Here is a 23,863-nt window from a genome sequence, read left to right on the forward strand (position 1 = left end):
AGAGGGTGGATTCGTCAGGAAAGGCTCTGAATCGATAAGTCCATATTGACTCACCGGCAGACGTGCCACGCGATGTTCATGCGGTTCTGGTGATCCGTATTTGCAGAAAAACTCGAGGCCGTGTCCGCACGGCCTCATTTCCTGTGCCTGCTTAGTATTGGCAATCATCAGAACTTCCACGCTCCAAAGAATTGTGGCATTTTTACTACATTCTGTTGCGTTGCAGCGAAGTTGCGGCAATTAATGTTGCGGCGCACCAACGGTTGCGTAAAGCTAATGTGACAAAGCGCGGCGTCAGACCAGCGCAAAGCCTCTGCAATGCGATCCCGCCAGCCGCACGACCATGCGGAGGAGACGGTGTGATGCATGCACATGCGGCAAACGGAAATCACGGCACTGCCGATACCCGACCCATCCCCTCTGCAAGCCTGCCGGACAACGGCTTCAGAACACATTCAAGGGGATTATCAATGAATTCAGATCAGATCGGCGCGCCCAGGCGTGCGCGTCCACTCGCCTGGGCTGGCGCGCTGGCACTCGGCGGCGCCCTGGCATTCGCGGCGCCCGCCTCGGCGCAGGTAACCGATGAAGCCGCCTATATTTTCAACACGCTCCTCTTCCTGATTGGCGGCTTCCTCGTCATGTGGATGGCGGCGGCTTTGCCATGCTGGAAGCGGGTTCGGTGCGGGGCAAACACGCTGCGGCTATCTGCCTGAAAAACATCGGCCTTTATTCGATAGCCGGCATCATGTTCTACCTTGTTGGCTATAATCTGATGTATTTCGGCGTCGACCAGAGCGGGGGCTATTTCGGCATTCCCTTCCCCTGGTCGCCAGATGAGCTGACCGGCGACGAAATCATCGACATCGCGGAAAACGGCTACTCGACCGCCTCTGACTGGTTCTTCCAGATGGTGTTCGTGGCCACCACCGCCTCCATCGTGTCCGGGGCAGTGGCCGAGCGCGTGCGCATCGGTGCCTTCTTCCTGTTCGTTGTCGCGCTGACGGCCGTCATCTACCCGATCCAGGGCGCCTGGACATGGGGCGAAGGCTGGCTGGATGCTGCCGGCTTCTCCGACTTTGCGGGCTCCACCATTGTTCACTCCGTCGGCGGCTGGGCGGCACTGGCCGGTATCATCCTGCTGGGTGCACGCACCGGGCGTTTTGTCGATGGCAAGGCGGTGCCGATGCACTCCTCCAGCCTGCCGCTGGCAACGCTTGGCACGTTTGTGCTGTGGCTCGGCTGGTTCGGCTTTAACGGTGCCTCGCAACTGGCTCTGGGTTCGGCTGCCGATGCGACCGCCGTCGCCCAGATATTCGCCAACACCAACATGGCGGCTGCTGGCGGCGTTGTGGCCACCTATCTGCTCACGCTGGCTCTGGGACGCGGCAAGGCCAATCTCGGCGCGGTGCTGAACGGTGCACTGGCCGGCCTGGTCTCGATCACCGCCGAGCCTCTCACCCCCACAATCGGGCAGGCCATCCTGTTCGGCGCGGTGGGCGGCGTTATCGCCACCTTTGGCGCGATCCTGCTGGAAAAGCTGCGTCTTGACGATGTGGTGGGGGCCATCCCCGTCCACCTGTTTGCCGGCATCTGGGGCACGATGATCGTGCCGCTGACCAATCCCGATGCCAGCTTTGTCACCCAGGCCATCGGCGTGGGCGCCATCGGCGCGTTCGTGTTCACCGCCAGCTTTGTTGTTTTCCTGGTGCTGAAAATCACCGTCGGCATCCGCCTGAAGCCGGATGAGGAGACGGTAGGCGGCGACTACACCGAGCTTGGCCATAGCGCCTATCCGGAGTTCCTGCCGGGAAAGGAGAAAGCCCCGGCAGCAACATGACGCCAATGGCGGACCGGGCGGGTTTCACCCCCTCCCGGCCGCCCTTCACCGGTCACACCGGGGCAGAACTGCCCGCGCCAGAAGCGGTTTCGCCAACGCGCCCGACACCTGCCGGCCCACCTCGCAAGCCGGCAACGAAGGCTCGTCCGAAAAAACGGCAGCGCCTGTTCCAGATGACCATTCTCGACCTGACCGGTTCCCCGCCCGCCCTGAAGGGCTGGCCAGTTCCGGTGCGGTACGGCGCGCGCAACAGCCAGACAGAGCGCACGCCCTTTCGAAACGGCCGGATGCGGGGCGGCCAGACACACAATAAAGGGGATTAGACATGAAATATCTCAACACCTTGCAAGGCCGCACAACCAGCCTTGCCGCACTGCTCGCCGTTTCGGCATCAGCCCTGGCCATCGCTCCGGCAGCCCACGCCAGGGACGGGCTGGAGATCGAGGCCAATGTGGCCCTGGTCAGTGATTACCGCTTCCGCGGGGTCTCGCTGTCCGACAAGGATCCGGCCATCCAGGGCGGGTTCGATATCAGCTTTGCCAGCGGCTTCTATGTTGGTACCTGGGCATCGAGCATCGAGCCGGTTGGCGCGTCCGAGCTGGAGCTTGACCTCTATGCCGGGTTTGCCTTTGAAGCAGGCGGCGCCGAGTTCGATGTCGGGGCGCTGCTCTACACCTATCCCGGCGAATCCGATGCGCATTACTGGGAGTTCTACGGCTCTGCCGGCTTCACCACGGGCGCACTGGAATCCACCTTCGGCCTGGCCTACGCCCCCGAACAGGACAATATCGGCGGCGATGACAACCTCTATGTCTTCTACGAGGCTGCCTATCCGCTGGGCGAGACAGGTCTCAGCCTGACCGGCTCGGTGGGATATGAAACCGGAGCCTTTGGTGACCCCGACGGCGATGGCAATGACAAATGGGACTGGTCGCTGGGGCTGGCATGGACGGCTCTGGGCGTCGACTGGTCGCTGGCCTATATCGACACCTCGGAGAATTTCCGTGAAGGCAATGCCACGGCAGTGCTGAGCATCTCCAAGGCATTCTAGCCCGATACGGGGCGTTGAAATGCGAAGGGCGCGGCCATCTGGCCGCGCCCTTTATTCGTCCCCCTCGGACGAAATCCCTATCGTCCGAAGAGCGACAGGATGATCTGAGGTTCGGCGTTGGCGATCGAGAGTGCCTGAACACCGAGCTGCTGTTTGACCTGCAAGGCGGTCAGCTGAGCGCTTTCCCTGGCAAGGTCTGCGTCCACCAGATTGCCTACCCCTGCTGAAAGACTGTCACTGAGCTTTCCGATGAAGGTCCGGTGGGCCTCCATCTTCTTCAGGTCCGAGCCGAGGCGTGCCAAAGCTGCGTTGACGTTATCAAGGCTCGCATTGACGAAGGACACAGCGCTCGCCGCCAGCGAGACGGTGCCAAGGCTCGCCGTACCCGACAGGGTGATGATCGTGCCGGAGAAGCTCATATCCTGCGTGCTCAGCGTGACCGAGCGGGCCGCGTCCGCGTCTGCCAGGAAGGCAATGCCGCCACTGATGGAGCCGTTGAGCATGTTGGCGCCATCAAAATCGGCATTCTGCAGAATGACCTGGATCTGGTTTATCAGTGCCTTGAAGTCACTGTCGTAGGCAGCGCGGGCAAAGCTGTCGATGGACGCGTCCATCGCGGCGGTGGCCTTCTCGCGCATCTCGATGAGCAGATCGGATATCGCCTCACCGGCTGCAATCGCCACATCGCCGATGGAGACTGCCCGGTCGAGTGATGTCTTGACCGATCCCAGCGCCCCGATATCGGCCCGCATCGACTGGGCAACGGCGAACACCGAGGAATTGTCCTTCGCTCCGCCAATCTTCAGCCCCGTGTTGATACGGTTCTGGGTGGTCTGCAGGTCCGTGTTGGTCTTGTTCAGGTTCTGCAATGCGAGCATTGCGGATACGTTTGTCTGGACGCTTAGCGCCATCGGTCTTCTCCCAGAGTCCCGCCGCCTTTTGGCAGCCCTTCGCGCCTGACGGAGCAAGAGCGGGGCCATCAGGGTTAATTTGGGATTATCTGAGCAAAACCATATAGTTATAAAAACGAAAAACGCCTCCGCTTATGGCGGGAGGCGGCTTAGGGGCAAAAACTCCCTGCCTCAGCCGGTCAAATTCTGCCGGGCAGGCGCCAGTGTCAGGCGGTTTCGTTGATAAGCCCGCCAGTCTCGTTCTGCAGGAAGGAGACAAGATCACCGAAGCTTTCCGGCGGCCAGCGGCGAAGCGTTTCACCGGTGTCAGGGTCCATGAGCTTGTAGATGAAGCGGCCGGCCTTGTCCTCGTCTCGTTCGATCTGGAGCCGGGTACGCCCATTGGCGCTGAGCTCGGCGCGCATCCTTTCTATGGCTTCGCTCTGGCGCAAGGTGTCGCGGGAATCTGAACCGGGCTGGCGCGTACCGGCCTCAACCGGCGGAACCACATTCGGTTCGGCGCTGACAGGCGCGGTGCTCATGGCTATGCCGCTGACCGGCACAACGAGCTCTCGCCCTGATATGGGAACTATAGCATTCATAACGTCACCTGGCTGGCGCTCCTATCTGCAGACGCCCCCATTCCCCCTAAAAATTCCGATCCTTTTCGTCGCCCGCGGGCTGCAAGATCCTTCAGAAAAGAAAGCGGCGGAGGCAGAACCCCACGTAATGCCCCCGCCACTCTCCCCACCACTAACCTAGCGGAAGAAGCCCAGCACCGTGGACGGTGCAGAGTTGGCAATCGACAGCGCCTGGATGCCAAGCTGCTGCTTGACCTGCAGGGACTGCAGACGGGCCGATTCCTTCGCGAGATCGGCGTCGACAAGGTTGCCGATACCCTTTTCAAGGCTGTCGGAAAGCTTGCTGACGAACGTTTTGTGGATTTCCAGCGACTTCGAACCCGTGCCCAGACGCGACAGCGCCGAGTTCAGGTTGGTCAGGGCCGACTCGATGGCCGTGACGGCTGCAGTCGCATCGGACTGAGACGCGATATCCGTACCACCGGACAGGCCGATAATGGTGCCGGACAGCGACAGGTCTTCGTCTGTCACGCTGATCGTGTTGGTGCCCTTGGCATTGGCCAGAGCCGAAATGCCGCCGGACATCGAACCGTCGATCAGGTTGGAGCCATTGAACTCGGCGTTTTCCACGATCGTCGAGATCTGGTCACGCAGAGCCTTGAAGTCTTCGCTGAGAGCCGTACGCGACGCACTGTCCAGCGACACGTCCGACGCAGCCAGCGCCTTTTCCTTCATCTCGATCAGAAGATCGGAGATGGCGTCACCGGCCGCCAGACTGACGTCGACAACAGAGATGGCAAGGTCGAGGGAGTTGTTGACAGCCCGCAGGCCGCCGACTTCCGCACGCATGTTCTGGGCGATGGCGTAGATGCCACCATTGTCCTTGGCAGACGCGACCGACAGACCGGTGTTGATCCGGTTCTGAACGGTTTGCAGTTCCTGATTGGTGCGGTTGAGGTTTTGCAGGGCGACCATCGCGCCCACATTGGTATTTACACTAGCCATTTCTTGGCTCCTTTTCACGTTCTATGGTGTGACGCGCGTTTTGCGTGCCAGGTCTTCTGACCCGGAGGGCTCCCAGCAAGGGTGGGGCCAAAACGAATCACTTGAATGCAAAAATCAGAAAACCCTATTAATTTCACGTGGTTATAAATATCAGCAAAACCTGAACGTGAAGCACGGACGGCAAATTATGCCGGGCAGACCCCCAAAAGCCCGGCAGAACTTGCCGGGCAGGCAGTTTTTGCCGGTTATCGAATCACTAAAATTTACGACGAATCAGCGATTTATTGATGAAATGCTAACGCCGTTCGCGAGCAAAAAAGGGCCGCCCCGAAGAGCGGCCCTGGTTTTCTGCCCCTACCGGAAGAAGCTGAGAACGGACTGCGGCGCAGAGTTGGCAATCGACAAAGCCTGAATGCCAAGCTGCTGCTTGACCTGCAGGGATTGAAGTTTGGCCAACTCCTTGGCCATGTCCGCATCGACAAGGTTGCCGATACCGCTTTCCAGAGCGTCAGAGAGTTTGGTGACGAACGTCTGATGGATCTCCAGCGCCTTTGATTTGGTGCCCAGACGCGCAAGCGCGCTGTTCACGTTCTCCAGCGAGGTGGCGATCTGCGAGGCGATATCCGAAGCGGCGCTCGCTGTACCGAACGAGGCCGTCGAGGTGATCGTCACGATGGTGCCGGAGAGCGAAAGATTCTCCGTTCCCACCGTGATCGTCTTCGAACCGTCCGAGTTCGCCAGAGCGATAAAGCCGTTCGTTGCACTGCCATCGATCAGGTTGAGGCCGTTGAACTCGGCATTCTCGACGATTGTCGCGATCTGGTCGCGCAATGCCTTGAAGTCCTCGTTCAGGGCGACCCGGCTGGGCGAATCCAGCGACGTGTCGCCGGCTGCCAGAGCCTTTTCCTTCATCTCGATGAGCAGATCAGAAATTGCCTCGCCCGCGGCCAGGGTGACATCCACTGTTGAGATGCCGCGGTTCAGACTGTCCTGAACGACACCATACGCGCTCACATCCGCCCGCATACGCTGGGCAATGGCGTAGATGCCGCCATTATCCTTCGCGTTTGCGACGCTCAAGCCGGTATTGATCCGGTTTTGCGTGGTTTGCAGTTGCATATTGGTCTTGTTCAGGTTCTGCAGGGCCACCATGGACCCATAGTTCGTGTTCACGGAATTTGTCATTGTGGGGTTCCTCCATTCTGGAAGTGGGTAAGGGACGTTTTGTCCTGCCCTGCCTTGCGCAAACCCCGTGCCGTTTGACACCGCGATGCCACCCGGTCAGCTGCTTGTTTTCAATAGGGAATATAGCGCCAGCCCAATCCGCCGCGCGCGCCCGGCCAAAACTGCCGGACGCAATCTGGTCTGTGGGCAAAATGCGCCGCCTGAACAGCGCGCAGCCAAAACGGCCGGAGGACGCATCCGGCCCCTGTCAGATGTCCCGGCTCGAAAATCCGTCAGGCGGCGCTGGCTGCGCCCTGCCCCTGGGGTGCCAGGCCCTGCATGATGGTGCGGTTGATCTCCACCAGTGTGTCGACCGCATCATTGTCGCGGATCGCCTCGCTGGTCTGGCGCGAGACGAAGATGGAGAGCGAGATGATCGCCGCGCGCAGCGACTCGGGCAGCTTGTTGTCCTCGCTGGAACAATCGGCGGCAAAGGCCGTCCACATGCGCCGGTTCCAGTCGAGCGCATCGGCGCGTTTTGACAGCTCGGACGGCCCGCACTCGCGCGCCACCATCAGGGCGCGGGTCACCTGCCCGAACAGACGGTACTCCGCCGAACGCGGATCTTCTGTGCGGGCTGCCGTGGTCTGGTAGGCTTGGTAGGACATGGAACGGTCTAACCCTTCGACGCGGCCGGTGCACGGCCCGTGCGCTGATCTTCGTAGCTGATGAGTTTGCGGCAGCGGATGAGCGCCTTGTAGAAGTCGCCGGCCATGACATCGCGGCTGACCGACACGCAGTCCGCCAGCACTTCGGGATTGGTCAGCGCGTTCATGAACTCTGTCATGCGCAGCACGAACTGGTCGTAAACGGCCCCTTCGGCCCGCCCTTCCAGATACATCATCATCACGGGGAAATAGATGCGCCGCGCGGGGCTGTCGGCCTCATGCTCCTGCATGATGTCCTTTTCGCGCAGGACCGATGCCTTGTTCTGCAGCACCAGCGTGGCCCGGCGGTCGCCATTTTCCACAACCGCCCCGTTTAGCACGAATTTCTCGCCCGGTTTCAAGGATAGCTTGAGCGGCATGGAACGACCCCCTTAACAGTTCTTGCAGGTATGCAGCCCTGTTGCACGCGATGTTGTCCAAACGGGGTGAACAAAGCGTTGCTCACGCAACATAAATTGCACATCGCCAATCGTTAGCAGCTTCTTAAGCGAAGCAGGGCTGTTTCGGCATTGTTACACTTCCAGCGACGGGCAGGGCCAGACAATGACGATGCTTCTCGATCTTGATGCAGAACTCGCCAAGGGTGTGGAGGAGGTTATCAACCCGTCCGAAGAGGCGCGGGCCGCCAGCATACCCGGCCTTGATCTTGATGCCAGCCCGGCTGCGAAATCCGATCCGAAAGTCGCCGCGCGCCTGCGCCGGGCCATGGGTCTGGTCGATGACGGCAAGGCAGCCGAGGGCGCACGCATCATCCTGAAACTGCTGGACACCCACCCGGACCATCCGGTCGTGAACCAGGCCATGGGCATGGCGCTGGAACATCTGGGCCGGCTGTCAAAGGCGCTGGAATTTTATGAGCGGGCGCTGCAGCGCGACCCGTCAAATGCGGAAGTCTACAAGAGCCTCGGCATGCTGGCCTCCAAGCTGGGCCTCTTGCCGACGGCAGAAAAATTCATGCGCATCTATCTGAAGATTGCCCCCGATGCGAAGGGCGGCACCGTACAGCTGGCCGGCATTTTGCGCGATCAGGCAAAGTTCGAGGACGCGATCGAGCTGTTGCGTCAGGCGATCTACGGCGATCAGGAAAACGCCGATCTGTGGAATGCGATGGGCACGACGGTGATGGAAAGCGGCGAAGCCGCCGAGGCTATCACCTTCCATGCCGAAGCGCTGCGGTTGCGGCCCGGCTATGCGCGCGCTGCACATAACCTGGCCCATGCGCTGGAACTGACCGGAGATGTCGAAGGCGCGCTGACCCATTTCAAGGCAGCCATAGACAGCGCCGAAGCAGAGGCGGACCGGGTAATTTCCACCCATGGCTATTCCCACACCCTCCTGTCTGCCGGGCGGCTGCCCGAAGGCTGGGAACTCTATCAGGCGCGCCTGAACATGCATTACCGCTTCGCCACCAACTTCCTCATCCCGGCGCGGCCATGGGATGGCGCTGACCGGGCGGAGCTGAAGGGCAAAACGCTGGTTGTCGTCGGTGAGCAGGGGGTTGGCGACGAAGTGCTCTTCGCCAACACCTTCCATGACGCACAAGAAGCGGTTGGACCGGACGGTGAGCTGCGTATCGCCTGCGAGAAACGCCTGGTGCCGCTCATGCAGCGTTCCTTCCCCAATGCCCGTGTCGAGCGCCACTACACGGTCGAACGCGAAGGCCGCCAGCATCGCCACGCGCCGGACCTGTTCAAGGACGGCAAGGTCAATCTGTGGGCACCAGCGGGGAATCTGTGCCGCGCCTTTCGCGCCAGCACCGATGACTTCCCCTCGCAGGCAGGCTTTCTGACTGCCGATCCGGCCCGTGTCGAACGATTCCGCGAACAGCTGGCCGCACTGGGGCCGGGCCGCAAGGTCGGCATTCTGTGGAAATCGCTGAAAATGAACGCGGCACGCTCCAAGCACTTTGCGCCGTTCGAGATGTGGAAGCCGGTCCTGAAAACGCCTGGAGCCATTTTCATCAACCTGCAGTATGGCGAGGTGGACGAGGAGCTGGCCGAGGCCGAGGCCCGGTTCGGTGTGAAAATCCATCAGCTGCAAGGCATTGATCTGAAAGACGATCTCGACGGCGTTGCGGCGCTGGGCAAGGCTTGTGACCTCGTCATGGGCCCGATGAACGCCACCACAAACCTGACGGCGGCCGTCGGCGGCCTGGTCTGGTTCATCCGGCCGATCAATGTGGCCTGGACCATGCTGGGGGAGCCGGAAATGCTCTGGTATCCCGGCAGCCGCACCTTTGCCGGCGAACGCTATCGCGACTGGGCTGGCGGCATGAAGCGGATGGCGGGCGAGTTCAGGGCATTTGTCGACGCGCACGCCCGCAACGCCGCCTGAACCCCGGCAGGGACGAACCCTTCAGCCTTCAAAATCGTCCCAGCTGCAAGGCTGGGCAAAGCGGACGGCCTTGGCCAGCTTCTGCCCCATGATGGCGTCATAATGCCGGGGAGCGAGGCCATGGCCCGGCCGTACGCTGCGAACATCGTCCGGCCCGACCACCGCCCCAGCGGGCAAGTCGCGCACGAAATAGAGCGAGCGGCGGAACTGCACATTGCCCTGCTCGCTGGCCTTCACCACATAATTGACCGAGCCGATGGCGCTGTGCGCAGCCTTCAGGGACCGGGCGAGACGGGCAAATTCCTCCGGCTCCAGCGAGAAGGCGGCATCAGGCCCGCCATCGCCGCGCGCGAGGGTGAAGTGCTTTTCCACCACGCTAGCGCCAAGCGCCACCGCCGCAATGGCGGTCGTATCCTCCAGCGTATGGTCTGACAGGCCCGCCAGCGTACCGAAACGGGCGGCCATGTCGGTCATGGTGGCAAGATTGTAGTCGGCTGCCGGGGCCGGGTAGCCGCTGACGCAGCGCAACAGGGTGATAGCCTGCGCACCATGGGCGCGCGCCGTCGCAACCGCTTCCGTTATGGCATCGATATCTGCCATTCCGGTAGACATGATGAGGGGCTTGCCCGTCTGAGCCACGCGGCGGATCAGCGGCGTATCCACCAGTTCGAAGGAAGCGATCTTGTAGGCTGGCGCGCCCAGACTTTCGAGCAGGTTAACCGCCGTATGGTCAAAGGGCGAGGAGAAGATGGTGATGCCAGTCTTGCGGGCATGGGCGAACAGGGCCTCGTGCCAGTCCCACGGGGTCGAAGCCTCGGCATAGAGGTCGTAAAGCCGTCGCCCGGCCCAGAGGCCGTCGCGTATCGTGAATTCCGGGGCATCACTGTCCAGTGTGATGGTATCGGCGCGATAAGTCTGCAGCTTGACAGCATCGGCACCCGCAGCGAGAGCAGCATCGATCATCGCCAGCGCCCGGTCGAGCGAGCCATTATGATTACCTGACAGCTCGGCGATCAGATAGGGCGGATGACCGGCACCGATATGGCGGCCATTGATCACGAAATCTGTCATCTTGCCGGTCCCTGCTTGGTGATCCTGTCGAGGGCGGACTGACGCAGACCACCCCATTTACGCCGGTCTAAGGCCAGCCGGTAAATGTTTGCTTCCCGGTTCCCATCGACGATACGGGTCGCGGTCTCCACCGTGCGAAAACCGAAACGGGTGTGCAGATCGATGACGCGCGTATTGCTCTCCAGCACCTCGCATCGCAGGGTTTCCAGCGCGAGCGGCCCGAACGCGTATTCCAGTGCAAGCCATTCCATGCGCGAGCCGGTGCCGCGCGGCGCATCCGGGCTGGCATAGAAGGCCCATTCGGCCTCGCCCGCGATCTCGCCAATCCGGGTAAAACCGACCACGCCGCATGGTCCGTCAGGGGTCTCGAAGATGAAATAGCGCCGCGACAGGTCATCGCGTGTCTGTGACCACCAGCGCGCATGCTCGCCCGGTGTGATGACGTGCGTGGTGTACATGTTGGCCCGCACGGCAGACGCGTTGCGCCAGGAGAGCACGGCGTCCAGGTCCGCGTCCGTCATTGGCCGCAGCCAGGCGGAAGTTCTGATCGCAATGACGGCTTCAGACACGGGCATGCAATACCTCCGCCATCCGTTCCGCGCCCTGCCCGTCAACGAGAGCACCAGCCAGCACCGAGACCGCAGGCAGGACAGCGGGATCGGCCAGCCATCCCTCCAGCCCGGTGCGCAGCCTGTCCTGCCAGCCCGGCTGGCGCACATCACCTGCGTAAAGACCTGCTCCGCTGGCATCGATGGCCTGCGCTGCGGCAGGCTGGTTATCGGCCAGTGACAGGACGAGGCTGGGCAGGCCGAGGCACAGGCGCTCCAGTGCCGTGCCGCCCGATGCGCCGATGGCGATGTCGCTCTGCGCCATCAGGCCGGCGAGATCGGGCAGATCGACGTGTAGACGGGCGGCAAACCGGGCCCCGGCAAGCCGGGCCTCGATCGCGGCGCGATGCGGGGCGCTGCGCCCCAGCACCACGTCCAGCGCCAGCGTGTGCCGATCCAGCACCGGGCTGATCACATCGAAAACCGCGCCGGTGACATTGTCGACATCGACCCCGCCCATGGCGAGCAGGAGCCGCTCCGGCCTTGGCGCCTCTGCCCGGCGCTTCAGGCTTTCTGGACGCCGGCTGGCGACAGCCGGGCGCAGCAGCGCAAAGCCCGCCCCGCAAAAAAGTCGGCAACCGGCTGGCAAGTGTAGCGCATAGGCTCCGGCCTGGCGGTGGATTCCGGAATCAAACAGCAGCGCACAGTCATGGGGCCGGTCCGCCAGATCGTCGATCACGCATATCCGTTCAGGGGCTTGCCCGCAGGCCCGTTCCCAGCGCGCATCAAGCCGGTAGTGATCGACCGCCAGCCAGCGCGGCTGCAGCTCTGCCACCAGGGCGGCAGTGGCCTGTGCATCCTCGCTCCAGCTGCTTAAAGGCGGCAGTTGATGCAAGTGATGGCCACGCCGGGCAATGAGCGAGAAGTCAAACCCCGGCGCCGCGTTGCACGCGAAATGGGCCTGCCATCCGCGAGCGGCAAGCGCATCGGCGAGGGTCAGGCAGCGCATGAGATGGCCTGCACCGCTGGCCAGCGAGGCATCAGGCCGGATGAGCAGGCGCGCCGTCACGCCCTGTCCTGCACAGTCAGGGCGAACAGGCGCTCGGCCCGGGCCAGATCATCAGGGGTGTCGATGTCCACCGCTTCGTGCCCAGCCAGTACGATCAGGCCCGACCGGGCCGTGAAGACCGGCTTTTTCGCCCGCCAGGCTGCGGCCCGGCCCCAATAGAACTGGCCGCTATCGTAAAAGCGCTCGGGCAGGTCCTGCGTGCGTGTCGACAGATGTTCAGGATCGTCCATCATCACCCGCCCGGCCGCATCGCGCCGCAAGGCGCGTTCGATCGGATGCGGATAGCGCTGGGCAGACAGGACGTAATCACGCTCGGGATCGGCCAGCAGGGCATCCAGCCCTTCGCGCAGACGCTTCGGCGTTGTCATCACGGCTGTCGGCAGGATGCAGCAGGCGATTTCCGCTTCGCCGTCAACCGCAGTCAGGGCATGCGCCATCACGTCCATCAGGCCGGTATGATCATCGGCCAGCTCCGCCGGGCGCACAAAGGGCGTTTCGGCCCCCTGCTCACGTGCGATGGCGGCAATGGCGGGGTCATCGGTCGACACGATCACCCGGTCAAAGCAGCCGGACTGGCACGCCGCCGCAACCGCCCAGCCCAGCATGGGCCGGCCGTGGAAGGGGGCGATGTTCTTGCCCGGTATACGCTTGCTGCCTGCGCGGGCGGGAATCACGGCGAGCCTCACCTAGCGCGCTCCTTGGCTGAGGGTTGTGATTTTGGCCATGGCTAGCGCGATTCTGCCGTTTCTAGGTTGGTGCAACGCAAAAGAAAATGCCGCGCGGCACTCGCGATTTGCGTTTTCGCGTTCTAGTTTCTCCCAAGGTTTGACAGTGAAACGCACCACTAAGGGGTTAACGATCATGCGCTTTGAAGGCACCAGCCAGTATGTCGCGACAGAGGAACTGGCCGCAGCGGTGAACGCGGCCGTCACGCTGGAGCGGCCCTTGCTGGTCAAGGGCGAGCCCGGCACCGGCAAGACGGAGCTGGCCCGCCAGATCGCGAGCGCCATGAACGCCCCGCTGCTGGAATGGCACATCAAGTCCACCACCAAGGCCCAGCAGGGCTTGTACGAGTATGACGCGGTGGCCCGCCTGCGCGACAGCCAGCTGGGCGATGACAAGGTGCATGATGTGCGCAACTACATCCGCAAGGGGAAGCTCTGGGAAGCCTTCACCCACGAGACGCGGCCCATCCTGCTGATCGACGAGATCGACAAGGCTGATATCGAGTTTCCGAACGACCTCCTGCAGGAGCTCGACCGGATGGAGTTCCATGTCTACGAGACGGGCGAGACGGTGAAGGCCGAAGCGCGCCCCATCGTCATCATCACCTCGAACAATGAAAAGGAATTGCCGGACGCCTTCCTGCGTCGCTGCTTCTTCCATTTCATCGCCTTCCCGGACGAGGCGACGATGCGCGCCATCGTGGAGGTGCACTTCCCGGGCCTCAAAGGGCGCCTGCTCTCCGAAGCGCTGAAGAAATTCTACGAGGTGCGCCACGTCCCCGGCCTGAAGAAGAAACCCTCAACTTCCGAGCTTCTCGACTGGCTGAAACTCCTGCTGGTCGAAGACGTGGACCCGGAACTGCTGCGCGAGAAGGATCCGCGGAAATTGATCCCGCCGCTCCACGGCGCACTCCTGAAAAACGAGCAGGACGTGCAGCTGTTTGAAAAACTCGCCTTCATGGCGAGACGGGATGCAGCGCAGTAGGGGGACGATGTGGGCTGGTACGACGGATTTGTGGGCTGGGCACAGACTGTCGACTGGCAGGCTTGGGGCCTGTTCGCGAATGCGGCGGCCATCCTCACTGCGGCTATCATTGCCGCAAGAACTGCCAGCAGTGTATTTAAATCCAAATCCCACAGCAAAGTGTTTGATTTATCTGAACGAATTATGTTTCTCGTGTATGGCGCATCCGAAGTCGTTCAAGATCTACGGCCCGACGATTATTACCTCGAAAGCTTCGGGGACGAACTTCATTTTCAGCACAAGTCCACGGTTCACATAAAAAATCGCGATTTATTTGATGAAATAAGAAAAAACTTACCGTTGGCTAAGGCTTTTTTGGATGACTCCGTGTTCCAAGCAATGAGCTCCATAGTTCGTGACTATGATCAAATCGGAAAGTGGCTCCTAGACATTGCTGATCATAAAATTTCTAACTTGGACCTCGGTGAAGATTATTCCGAACGCAGAAGCGATCACATCAAGCAGTCAGTAATTAATTTGAGAGACGAATCCGAAGCTGGGGTCTATTGCCGCATACAAAGAAGTATAACTACAATAGAAAGAATTCTAATTCCAATCTTGAAGGCTGAACGAAAGTATTGATTGCCACCCTCGCTGCTGTGCGCCATGACATCAGCGAAAGTCGGTCGGATCTTTCCCGCTGTGCAGCCCCATTTTGGAACCCTCCCGCTCTGGCACCGTTAGTCAGGGGATGCGTCCGGCATCAATGACCGGCGCGAATGATAATGCCTGAACCAAGGAGGCTCCCCATGGCGACGAGTGCCAGCAAGCGCGTAGAGAATATCCGTGAAACGGGTGAAAAGACCCTGAAATCGGTCAGCCGGGCTGCCGAGAAGGAACTGGAAAGCGCCGCGAAGACCACGCGCCGTCAGGCCCGGAAAGTGGCCAAGCGCGCCGGAAAAATCGAGGACCAGGCCGTCGGCTACGTCAAGGACAACCCCTATGCCTCGCTCGGCATTGCCGCCGGTATCGGCGTCATTGCGGGCGCCCTGCTCGCCCGCCGCTAGGGCTTTACCCATGGCGGGCCACCTATGGCTTTTTGGGCGCTTGCAGCATAGCCGCGCGAGCGCCTATCCTAGCCATCATGTTCCATCGCTTCTTCACCGAACTGCGCGCCGCCAAAGTCCCGGTTTCGACACGGGAATACCTCACTTTGCTCGAAGCGCTGGAGAAGGGCGCGGTTTCGCCCGCCATCGATGATTTCTATGCGGTCTCCCGCGCGGCGCTGGTGAAAGACGAGCGCAATTTCGACAAGTTCGATCAGGTGTTCGGCCATGTCTTCAAGGGCGTGGAGCTTCTTGGCGAGATGTTCAACGAGGCCGAAATCCCGCAAGACTGGCTGCGCAACGAGATGCGCCGTCATCTGACCGAAGAGGAAATGGCCGAGCTGGAGGCGATGGATTTCGACGAGCTGATGGACACGCTCAATCAGCGCCTCCAGGAGCAGACCGAGCGCCATGAGGGCGGCAATAAGTGGATTGGCACAGGCGGCACCAGCCCGTTCGGCCATTCTGGCTATAACCCGTCCGGCGTGCGCATTGGCGGCCAGAGCCAGCACAAGAAGGCCGCCAAGGTATGGGAGGCGCGCCGCTACAAGGATTATGATTCCGACCGGGAGCTCGGCACCCGCAATCTCAAACTCGCGCTTCGCCGCCTGCGCAAATTTGCCCGCGAAGGCGCGGCCGAGGAGCTGGATCTGTCGGGTACGATCAACGCCACCGCCAGGCAGGGCTGGCTGGATGTGAAGATGCGGCCCGAACGGCGTAACGCCATCAAGGTGCTGGTGTTTTTCGATGTGGGCGGGTCTATGGACCCCTATATCCAGCTGACCGAGCGGCTCTTCTCGGCGGCGAAATCGGTCTTCAAATCGCTCGATTATTTCTACTTCCACAACTGCATCTATGAGGGGGTGTGGAAGTCGAACCTGCGCCGCCAGTCAGAGACCATGCCGCTCTTTGATGTGCTGCACAAATACCCGCACGACTACAAGGTGGTGATTGTGGGCGATGCCTCGATGGCGCCCTACGAGATCACCCATCCGGGCGGTTCGGTGGAGCACTGGAATGGCGAGGCGGGTGCGGTCTGGCTCAAACGCATCGTCGATACCTACCCCCACCTCATCTGGCTCAATCCGCAGCCCGACAAATGGTGGCAGCACACCTATTCCATCGAGCTGATCCGCCAGATCATCGGCCCGCAGCGCATGTTCCCGCTGACGCTGGAGGGGCTTGATGGCGCGATGAAGGAACTGGCGAGGCGGTAGCTACACTTTCGTCGTTCCCGCGCAGGCGGGAACCCAGAGCCACATTCAACGCCTTTGCCCTACATTCTCTGGATCCCCGCCTGCGCGGGGATGACGAGAAATGATGAAGCAAATACAGCGTTTTCCCGGCGAACGCCGGGATCCAGAGTAAACCGCCCCCTACCCCGCCATCGCCGTGTCGCCCGCATGGGGCAGGGAAAGCGCGCTTTCCACGCGGCGCACCCAGCCCTGCACGGCGGGGAAATCTGCAAGGTCAAACCCGCCCTCATGGGCGACGCGGGTGTAGGCGACGAGCGCGATGTCAGCCAGGGTCAGCTGTTCGGCAACGAAATATTCCCGCGCCAGCAGGCGCATCTCCATCACGCCGAGCGCCCGGCGTCCGCCAGAGAGGAGCCCCGGATCGAGATCGCTGGCGCGGCGCGCATGAAAGCGCAGCTGGCTGCGGCGCACGGCGATATAGGGCTCGTGGGAGTATTGCTCCCAGAACAGCCATTCCATCATCTTGGCCCGGTCAAACGGGTCTTGCGGGATCAGGTCAGAGCCTTCGGCCATGTAGATGAGGATGGCGTTGGACTGGGCGAGCGTGCGGCCATCACTGCGCTCCAGCAGCGGCACCTGGCCTGCCGGGTTCAGCGCCAGAAACTCATCGGTGCGGCTGGCGCCCTTGAAAATGTCGATCTCGATCCATTCAAAATCGAGGCCGAGATGGCGCGCCGTCCACAGGGTTTTCAGGCAATTGCCGCTCTCTTTGTGACCATAGAGTCTGAAGGCGTCCATTTGCCGCTCCCGTATCCGCCAATCCATTACCCGGCATGGTAGAAGCGTGCGTGCGATTCTGACAGCGCAATCGGCGCGCAGTATATGAAGGCTTTCCAGCCGCGCCTCAGGGCCTGTATGACGACAGCCATACCCGACAGGATGTTTGCGACATGACACTGCCCTTCGACGCTGATGATCTGAACCGCCGCACGCCGCCGCAGGAGTGCGCGAGCATGGCCGAAGTGCGCGACGGGGTGGACCGGCTGGACCGGGCGCTGATCGGCCTGATCGCCGAGCGTACGCGCTATATGGATGCGGCCGCGCGCATCAAGCCGTCACGCGATGTGGTGCGCGATGAAGACCGGATCGAGGATGTGATTGCCAAGGTGAAGGCGGCAGCGCGCAAAGCGGGCGTGCCGGAAAGCCTTGCCGAGCCGGTCTGGCGCGAACTGGTGGAGCGTTCCATCCAGCATGAATTGCAGGTGTGGGACGCCACGCGTGAGCCGCAGCGCAAGCGGTCTTAAGCCGCGCGGCGTTCCAGCTCGGTATCGATGGCGGCGAGTGTTTCATCGGCCACAGCGCGGATAGCCTCCAGCGCAGCCGGATCGTTGGCGTGGCTCTCCTGCGCGGCACAGGCATCGCCCAGCGCCATCGCGCCGACGCCGCGCGCCGCGCCTTTGAGCGTATGCACCAGCCTCTGCCACAATACGGCGTCATCGCCAGCGCGTGCCAATGCATCGAGCGTGGAGACGATCTGACCACGCAACAGCCCGTACAGCTCGACCTCCAGCGCGACATCCCCGCCAGTATAGCGGTGAAGGTGTGCGCCATCGAGCAGAGCGGTGTCTGCGTGTGTCCGGCTTCTGTCGAGCATGTGAATTCCGCTTCCCTGAATTGGCGCGGGAGTATGGGGCTGGCACGTTAACACTTGGCTCACAAACACGCTTAACAAAGGAACAAACCGCACAGGATTTCCGTTTGCCACTGGAAGGGCCGGGCCGCCGACCCTAGCTAGAGGGCATGGACACGCTCAAGGGTTCAGGCCGCAGCTTGCGCCGCCCAGCCGGGATATAAAAGTCATCAAGGAGGAGACGCCCGCCATGTTTATCGACCTTACCACCCGCACTGCCGCCGCTGCATTTGCCAGTTTCGGCCTGATAAGCGCTGCCGCGTGTGCGGACAGCGCAGCCACCCACCAAGAGGAAACAGAAACGATGAGCAATTTCTCCCTCCCCGACCTTCCCTATGCCTATGACGCGCTGGAACCGGTGATCGATGCCGAAACCATGGAGCTGCACCATTCGCGCCACCATCAGGCTTATGTGAACGGCCTCAACGGCGCGCTGGAAGACCGCTCCGACCTGCAAGGCGTATCGCTGGAAGATATTCTGGCGCGCGTGTCAGACCTGCCGGGTGCCTTCCGCAATCATGGCGGCGGCCACTGGAACCACGCCTTCTTCTGGGAAAGCATGACCGCGCCTGCCGATAGCGGCGCGCCCAGCGGCGCGTTTGCCGAGGCGATCAATGCGCAGTTCGGCTCTCTCGACGAGATGAAGAGCCAGTTCAATTCCGCCGGTGCCGGCCAGTTCGGCTCGGGCTGGGCCTGGCTGATCGTCAACGGCGAAGGAGATCTGGAAATCACCGCCACGCCGAACCAGGACAATCCGCTGATGGATGTCGCCGGTACGCGCGGCACCCCCATCCTTGGCAATGATGTGTGGGAACACGCCTATTACGTGACCTACCGCAATCGCCGCGCCGACTATCTCGACGCCTGGTGGCAGGTGGTGAACTGGGATGTCGCGTCCGAGCGCTATGACGCCGCTATGGCGGGTAATTAGGGGCCCTTCCACTTGCCCTGAACGACGCAGGAAGCCCCGGACGGAAACGTCCGGGGTTTTCTATTCCTGCCCTACCCCAACCGCCGCGCCTCGGCGCTGCCCTCGGACAGCACGTCTTCGCGCACCGGGCGCGGCGCGCCAAACAGGTGGCCCTGACCATAGGCGATGTCGAGATCGAGGATTTCGACCACCATCGCCTCGGTCTCGATCTTCTCCGCGATAATATCGACGCCGTAGCGGGCAAAGAGGCTCGCAATGTCTTCCGGTGCGATCGTGCCGGGCTCGCGGCCAGCGACTGGCATGTGGCCGCCCGCCATCTCGATCAGGCGCACGCCCTCCACCTTGGCAAAGCGCACGCCCGCGCGCTGCAGCTCGGCCAGATCCAGATTGAGATTACTGACCTGATCGATTGAGAAGCGGAAACCGTAATCAGCGAGGCGCGCCATGTGGCGCGCGGCGACCGAGGAGCGTCCGTCAAAGGCGGCTTGCGGCATCTCGAAGATCAGCGACGTGGCGAGGTCTGAATTGCGCCGCAGGAAATCGAGGAAGGGCGGGAAGAACTCCTCATCGGTGAGCGAGCGGATGGAGATATTGCAGAAAATCCCGACACGCCGGTCCGATTTGGTGAGCTTGCGCACAATCTGCACACAGCGCAGCAGGAGGAGATTATCGACCTCCGCGATCAGGCCATGCTCCTCGGCCGCTTTCAGGAAACCCGCAGGCGTGACCACATTGCCCTTGGCATCACGCAGGCGGGTGAAGCCTTCGTAAAAGTAAGTCCGCCGCTGGGGCAGGCCGACCACGGGCTGCAGATAGAGATCAACCCGGTTGGCGTCCAGCGCATCGCGGATCAGCTCCACGCGCGCAGAGCTGGACACGTTCGCCGCCTGCCCCGCGCCCGCCATTTCCAGCTTCTGCAATATCTCGTTGAGCAGCTCATCGCCCGGCCCTTCATCGCGCGCCGGGGCGGCAGAGCGCGCATAGGTGGCAGGCGTAATCTGGGCTGACGGGCGGGCGGGCTGTGTGGCAAGCTGTGTCTCGACCTCTTCGATGCGCGCGCTGGCCAGTTCCAGTTCCTCGATCAGGGAAAGGTTCGCGGCGCGCAGCTCGTGCAGCGCCTTCTCGGTGGCCCGGCGTTCCTCGGCGCGCGCGGCCGCGGCATGAGCCTGCCCGGCGATCAGGAACACGACCGCGCCCATGACCCAGGCGAGCCCGGAGCTCATCAGGCCAAACCGCTCAAACGCCAGCGCCGCCACGATGGCGACCATCGCGTAGGTGATGACGACGAGCATGTCTGTCGCGCGCGGTATGATGGCCAAGCCTCCGTTACGTCCCCGTCAGGCGCGAATCGCATGCCCGACAGGAAAGCTTACGCTGCTATCGCCGTAATGTCAGACACCGCAACGCAAAAGGGCTGCCCATAAACCTGAGATCCCGGAAGCGCGCAGCGCTGTCCGGGACCTTGTGCAGAATAGTTCTGAGACAGGCCCCGGATCGCTGCGCGTCCGGGGTTTCATATCCAGCGGCACTCACGAAAAAAGGGGCGGACCTTTCAGCCCGCCCCTTCATCAGATTGCAGCGGTCACACGCCTAGCTTTGCGTATGCGGTGCGATCTTGATCTCGACGCGGCGGTTGAGCGCGCGCCCCGCATCGGTGGCGTTGGAGGCAACCGGATAATCCGGGCCCGCGCCGGTGATGAAGAAGCGGCGGCCATCCACGCCAACCTGCTGCAGATAACCGGCAACAGCCTGCGCGCGCTGCGCCGACAGGCGCATGTTCAGCTCACGCCCGCCCGTGGAGTCCGTATGGCCGATCACGTCGACATAGGTCGCCGGATAGGTCTGCAGAACGTCGGCCACATCGTTGAGGATGGGGAAGAAGTTCGGCTCGATATTCGACTGGCCGGTGGCAAAGGTCACATTGCCCGGCATGACCAGGTAAAGGTCCTGGCCTTCACGGCGCACGGTGACGCCGGACCCGCGCAGGCGCTCGCGCATCTCGCGCTCCTGGCGGTCCATATAATTGCCGACGGCCGCACCGGCGAGGGCGCCGATGCCGGCACCGATCAGCGCATTGCGGCGGTCATCGCCGCCCGCCAGCGTGCCCAGGGCAGCGCCAGCCAGCGCGCCGCCGATGGCACCCGTACCGGTGCGGTTCTGGGTGACATTGCCGTACTGGTCGGTGGTGGTGCAGGCCGCCGCCATGGTCAACGCCATGCCGGCAACGGTGAGAGAACGAAAGATCATGGCTATCAAGCTCCATGGTGACATTAAAAAGTTGGGCCCCGAACACTAGCGCGTCCGATGCGCTCTGACCACGACAGTTGCGCGACAGGGCGATGAACGCAGCTTGAACAGGGGTATAAAACGCGCGAGCGGAAAAATCGCTCCAACATTCTCTGACAGCCCCTTGACGCCAACCGGCCCCCTGCTTATCTCCGGCGAGCTGGCAGCCGGTGGCACCGAGTGCTAACGGCATTGAACCAGAACTCATTTGTTTGCGGCGGGCGACTGCCTGCGCCCAAGAAAACGGAGACGTGACGCGATGACTTTTCGTCCTCTGCATGACCGCGTGCTGGTAAAGCGCGTCGAGGAAGAATCCAAGACCAAGGGCGGGATCATCATTCCCGACACGGCCAAGGAGAAGCCCCAGGAAGGCGAAGTGATCGCCGCTGGCAGCGGCACGATCAAGGATGATGGCACTGTGCGCCCGCTGGACGTGAAAGCCGGTGACCGCATCCTGTTCGGCAAGTGGTCGGGCACCGAAGTGACGGTTGACGGCCAGGAACTCCTCATCATGAAGGAATCCGACATCCTCGGGATCGTCGGCTAGGTCTGTTTCCCCCTATTCAATCGACTGATCGAACAAGGAGCTGACGCACATGTCCGCTAAAGAAGTCAAGTTTGGCGCCTCCGCGCGCGAACGCATGCTCAAGGGTGTCGACACCCTTGCCAACGCCGTAAAAGTGACCCTGGGTCCGAAGGGCCGCAACGTGGTCATCGAAAAGTCCTTCGGCGCGCCGCGCACCACCAAGGACGGTGTTTCGGTCGCCAAGGAAATCGAGCTGGAAGACAAGTTCGAGAACATGGGCGCCCAGATGGTCCGCGAAGTCGCTTCGCGCACCAATGACGAGGCCGGCGACGGCACCACGACCGCCACGGTTCTGGCCCAGGCCATCATCCGCGAAGGCATGAAGTCTGTGGCCGCCGGCATGAACCCGATGGATCTCAAGCGCGGTATCGACAAGGCCGTGCTGAAAGTGGTCGAGGACATCAAGGCCAACTCCACCCCGATCAAGGGTTCTTCGGAGATTGCCCAGGTCGGCACGATCTCTGCCAATGGCGAAAAAGAAATCGGCGAGATGATCGCCCGCGCCATGGAAAAAGTCGGCAATGAAGGCGTCATCACGGTCGAGGAAGCCAAGTCGCTGGAAACCGAGCTGGATGTCGTGGAAGGCATGCAGTTCGACCGCGGCTACCTGTCACCCTATTTCGTGACCAATGCGGACAAGATGGCTGTCGAGCTGGATGACCCCTACATCCTGCTGTTCGAGAAGAAGCTGTCTTCGCTGCAATCCATGCTGCCGGTTCTCGAAGCCGTGGTGCAGTCCAACCGTCCGCTGCTTATCGTGGCTGAAGATGTCGAGGGCGAGGCGCTTGCCACGCTCGTCGTCAACAAGCTGCGTGGCGGCCTGAAAGTGGCTGCCGTGAAGGCTCCGGGCTTTGGCGACCGCCGCAAGGCCATGCTGGAGGACATCGCTGTCCTGACCGGCGGCCAGGTTGTCTCTGAAGATCTCGGCATCAAGCTGGAAAACGTCACGCTGGACATGCTGGGCACGGCCAAGCGCGTGTCGATCACCAAGGACGACACCACCATCGTTGACGGTGCTGGCGAGAAGTCCGCGATCGAAGGCCGCGTGAACCAGATCCGCAAGCAGATCGAAGACACCTCGTCGGACTACGACAAGGAAAAGCTGCAGGAACGTCTGGCGAAACTCGCCGGCGGTGTGGCCGTGATCAAGGTCGGCGGCGGCTCCGAGATTGAAGTGAAAGAGCGCAAGGACCGTGTTGACGATGCCTTGAACGCCACCCGCGCCGCGGTGGAAGAAGGCATTGTGGCTGGTGGCGGCGTGGCCCTGCTCAAAGCGGCCAAGGCCCTTGAAGGCCTGGAAGGCGACAACGCCGACCAGACGCAAGGCATCGCCATCATCGCGCGCGCCATCCAGGCGCCGATCCGCCAGATCTCCGAAAACGCCGGGGTCGAAGGCTCCATCGTTGTCGGCAAGATCCTGGAAAACAGCGCGCACGGTTTCGGCTTCAACGCCCAGACCGAAGAGTATGGCGACATGTTCGCCTTCGGGATCATCGACCCGGCCAAAGTGGTGCGCACTGCCCTGCAGGACGCAGCCTCTGTCGGCTCGCTGATGATCACGACCGAAGCGGCCGTTGCCGAACTGCCGAAGAAAGAATCTGCTGCTCCGGCCATGCCGGGCGGTGGCATGGGCGATATGGGCTTCTAGGAAGCCCATGAAATCGCCCATCTCTTCAAGGAGGTAGCCGGGAGCGCTTGCGCGCCCGGCGGGGCGATATGGGCTTCTAGGCTCTATCCTCTTGGCGACTACGGAAAAGGGCGGCTCCATCGAGCCGCCCTTTTTCTATGCGCTCTCACCATTTTCCGAAGACCCCTCCACCTTCGGTCCCCGGCTTGACCGGGGACCCAGGAAAAGCCTGCAGCGCGCCTGAACGGCGATCAACTCTCACGATCTGATGGTACCCTACACTCTGGGTCCCCCGTCGGGGCGGGGGACCCCGGTGGAGGGGGTATCGCTGAAACTGGATATATAGCGGTATCGGTAAAACAGCCGGGGTCTCCCGCACCGACGGGAGACCCAGCTTTTTTCTGTCCTCCCCCACATCCGTGGGGTCGGTTCCGGCCATGAGGCCGGGCGGGCGCCCGCGACTGCCTGCCC

24 protein-coding genes and 1 pseudogene are annotated in these 23,863 nt (G+C 61.9%); 11 read left to right on the top strand and 14 right to left on the bottom strand.

Annotated elements, in window-relative coordinates:
• The first annotated feature begins 470 nt into the window (after window positions 1-470).
• Together AB6B38_RS07715 and AB6B38_RS07720 are read left to right on the top strand one after the other, a co-directional pair.
• A pseudogene (locus AB6B38_RS07715) lies at window positions 471-1,840 on the top strand (ammonium transporter).
• 325 nt (window positions 1,841-2,165) lie between these two features.
• On the top strand, window positions 2,166-2,891 hold the full coding sequence (locus AB6B38_RS07720; RefSeq protein WP_371392266.1) for a TorF family putative porin: 726 nt from the start codon (window positions 2,166-2,168) through the stop codon (window positions 2,889-2,891).
• 77 nt (window positions 2,892-2,968) lie between these two features.
• Here AB6B38_RS07720 and AB6B38_RS07725 read toward each other — a convergent pair whose 3' ends face one another.
• The 6 genes from AB6B38_RS07725 to flbT all read right to left on the bottom strand — a co-directional run bounded on the left by AB6B38_RS07725 (window position 2,969) and on the right by flbT (window position 7,618).
• Window positions 2,969-3,802 carry a flagellin gene (locus AB6B38_RS07725; protein WP_371392267.1) on the bottom strand — a complete coding sequence of 278 codons (834 nt, stop codon included), beginning with the start codon at window positions 3,800-3,802 and terminating at the stop codon, window positions 2,969-2,971.
• Between the two features lie 206 nt (window positions 3,803-4,008).
• A complete protein-coding gene (locus AB6B38_RS07730; RefSeq protein WP_371392268.1) occupies window positions 4,009-4,323 on the bottom strand; it encodes a flagellar protein FlaG in 315 nt (104 codons plus the stop codon).
• 216 nt (window positions 4,324-4,539) lie between these two features.
• Window positions 4,540-5,367 (bottom strand): flagellin, encoded by an 828-nt coding sequence (locus tag AB6B38_RS07735; protein WP_371392269.1) that lies wholly within the window; start codon window positions 5,365-5,367, stop codon window positions 4,540-4,542.
• Window positions 5,368-5,721: 354 nt separating this feature from the next.
• Entirely contained in the window at window positions 5,722-6,552 is an 831-nt protein-coding gene (locus tag AB6B38_RS07740; protein ID WP_371392270.1) for a flagellin, read from the bottom strand.
• A 272-nt stretch (window positions 6,553-6,824) separates the two neighbouring features.
• Window positions 6,825-7,199: a flagellar biosynthesis regulator FlaF gene (gene flaF, locus AB6B38_RS07745; RefSeq protein WP_371392272.1), complete on the bottom strand. Its 375-nt coding sequence runs from the start codon at window positions 7,197-7,199 to the stop codon at window positions 6,825-6,827.
• Between the two features lie 8 nt (window positions 7,200-7,207).
• Window positions 7,208-7,618: a flagellar biosynthesis repressor FlbT gene (flbT, locus tag AB6B38_RS07750; protein WP_371392273.1), complete on the bottom strand. Its 411-nt coding sequence runs from the start codon at window positions 7,616-7,618 to the stop codon at window positions 7,208-7,210.
• Window positions 7,619-7,802: 184 nt separating this feature from the next.
• On the opposite strand from flbT, the gene AB6B38_RS07755 reads away from it, so the two are divergent.
• Window positions 7,803-9,593 (top strand): tetratricopeptide repeat protein, encoded by a 1,791-nt coding sequence (locus AB6B38_RS07755; RefSeq protein ID WP_371392274.1) that lies wholly within the window; start codon window positions 7,803-7,805, stop codon window positions 9,591-9,593.
• Window positions 9,594-9,614: 21 nt separating this feature from the next.
• On the opposite strand, the gene pseI is transcribed toward AB6B38_RS07755, so the two are convergent.
• Genes pseI through pseF form a run of 4 tightly spaced genes read right to left on the bottom strand, consistent with a single transcriptional unit; the run spans window position 9,615 to window position 12,967 of the window.
• Complete coding sequence (gene pseI, locus AB6B38_RS07760; RefSeq protein WP_371392275.1) at window positions 9,615-10,664, bottom strand: pseudaminic acid synthase; 1,050 nt, start codon at window positions 10,662-10,664, stop codon at window positions 9,615-9,617.
• Window positions 10,661-11,185, bottom strand: coding sequence for a UDP-4-amino-4,6-dideoxy-N-acetyl-beta-L-altrosamine N-acetyltransferase (gene pseH, locus AB6B38_RS07765; RefSeq protein WP_371392276.1), 525 nt, complete (start codon window positions 11,183-11,185; stop codon window positions 10,661-10,663). Before pseH ends, pseI begins: the two co-directional genes overlap by 4 nt.
• Before the next feature lie 40 nt (window positions 11,186-11,225).
• Entirely contained in the window at window positions 11,226-12,281 is a 1,056-nt protein-coding gene (pseG, locus tag AB6B38_RS07770; protein WP_371392277.1) for a UDP-2,4-diacetamido-2,4,6-trideoxy-beta-L-altropyranose hydrolase, read from the bottom strand.
• Complete coding sequence (gene pseF, locus AB6B38_RS07775; RefSeq protein ID WP_371392278.1) at window positions 12,278-12,967, bottom strand: pseudaminic acid cytidylyltransferase; 690 nt, start codon at window positions 12,965-12,967, stop codon at window positions 12,278-12,280. Before pseF ends, pseG begins: the two co-directional genes overlap by 4 nt.
• Window positions 12,968-13,142: 175 nt before the next feature.
• Here pseF and AB6B38_RS07780 point away from each other — a divergent pair, with 175 nt between their 5' ends.
• The 4 genes from AB6B38_RS07780 (at window position 13,143) to AB6B38_RS07795 (ending at window position 16,293) form a co-directional block, all read left to right on the top strand.
• On the top strand, window positions 13,143-13,991 hold the full coding sequence (locus AB6B38_RS07780) for an AAA family ATPase (RefSeq protein WP_371392279.1): 849 nt from the start codon (window positions 13,143-13,145) through the stop codon (window positions 13,989-13,991).
• 9 nt (window positions 13,992-14,000) lie between these two features.
• On the top strand, window positions 14,001-14,612 hold the full coding sequence (locus tag AB6B38_RS07785) for a hypothetical protein (protein ID WP_371392280.1): 612 nt from the start codon (window positions 14,001-14,003) through the stop codon (window positions 14,610-14,612).
• Window positions 14,613-14,779: 167 nt separating this feature from the next.
• Window positions 14,780-15,037: a YqjD family protein gene (locus tag AB6B38_RS07790; RefSeq protein ID WP_371392281.1), complete on the top strand. Its 258-nt coding sequence runs from the start codon at window positions 14,780-14,782 to the stop codon at window positions 15,035-15,037.
• Window positions 15,038-15,114: 77 nt separating this feature from the next.
• Window positions 15,115-16,293, top strand: a complete 1,179-nt coding sequence (locus tag AB6B38_RS07795) for a VWA domain-containing protein (RefSeq protein ID WP_371392282.1) — start codon at window positions 15,115-15,117, stop codon at window positions 16,291-16,293.
• A gap of 159 nt (window positions 16,294-16,452) precedes the next feature.
• Here AB6B38_RS07795 and AB6B38_RS07800 read toward each other — a convergent pair whose 3' ends face one another.
• A complete protein-coding gene (locus tag AB6B38_RS07800) occupies window positions 16,453-17,070 on the bottom strand; it encodes a glutathione S-transferase family protein (RefSeq protein ID WP_371392283.1) in 618 nt (205 codons plus the stop codon).
• Between the two features lie 152 nt (window positions 17,071-17,222).
• Here AB6B38_RS07800 and AB6B38_RS07805 point away from each other — a divergent pair, with 152 nt between their 5' ends.
• A complete protein-coding gene (locus tag AB6B38_RS07805) occupies window positions 17,223-17,576 on the top strand; it encodes a chorismate mutase (protein WP_371392284.1) in 354 nt (117 codons plus the stop codon).
• Here the strand turns inward: AB6B38_RS07805 and AB6B38_RS07810 are convergent.
• Window positions 17,573-17,926 carry an Hpt domain-containing protein gene (locus AB6B38_RS07810; RefSeq protein ID WP_371392285.1) on the bottom strand — a complete coding sequence of 118 codons (354 nt, stop codon included), beginning with the start codon at window positions 17,924-17,926 and terminating at the stop codon, window positions 17,573-17,575. The genes AB6B38_RS07805 and AB6B38_RS07810 overlap by 4 nt on opposite strands.
• A 226-nt stretch (window positions 17,927-18,152) precedes the next feature.
• Between AB6B38_RS07810 and AB6B38_RS07815 the strand changes: the two genes are divergently transcribed.
• On the top strand, window positions 18,153-18,893 hold the full coding sequence (locus AB6B38_RS07815; RefSeq protein WP_371392286.1) for a superoxide dismutase: 741 nt from the start codon (window positions 18,153-18,155) through the stop codon (window positions 18,891-18,893).
• Between the two features lie 71 nt (window positions 18,894-18,964).
• Here the strand turns inward: AB6B38_RS07815 and AB6B38_RS07820 are convergent, their stop codons facing one another.
• Complete coding sequence (locus AB6B38_RS07820; protein WP_371392287.1) at window positions 18,965-20,212, bottom strand: EAL domain-containing protein; 1,248 nt, start codon at window positions 20,210-20,212, stop codon at window positions 18,965-18,967.
• 271 nt (window positions 20,213-20,483) lie between these two features.
• The gene (locus tag AB6B38_RS07825) at window positions 20,484-21,140 is read right to left on the bottom strand and encodes an OmpA family protein (protein WP_371392288.1); all 657 of its coding nucleotides are present in this window, start codon (window positions 21,138-21,140) and stop codon (window positions 20,484-20,486) included.
• Window positions 21,141-21,438: 298 nt separating this feature from the next.
• Between AB6B38_RS07825 and groES the strand changes: the two genes are divergently transcribed.
• Window positions 21,439-21,726 (top strand): co-chaperone GroES, encoded by a 288-nt coding sequence (groES, locus tag AB6B38_RS07830; protein ID WP_127567946.1) that lies wholly within the window; start codon window positions 21,439-21,441, stop codon window positions 21,724-21,726.
• A gap of 49 nt (window positions 21,727-21,775) precedes the next feature.
• Window positions 21,776-23,413, top strand: a complete 1,638-nt coding sequence (gene groL / locus AB6B38_RS07835; protein ID WP_371392289.1) for a chaperonin GroEL — start codon at window positions 21,776-21,778, stop codon at window positions 23,411-23,413.
• Window positions 23,414-23,863 lie beyond the last annotated feature (450 nt).

Source organism: Glycocaulis abyssi, from assembly GCF_041429775.1.
Lineage (GTDB): Bacteria > Pseudomonadota > Alphaproteobacteria > Caulobacterales > Maricaulaceae > Glycocaulis > Glycocaulis abyssi.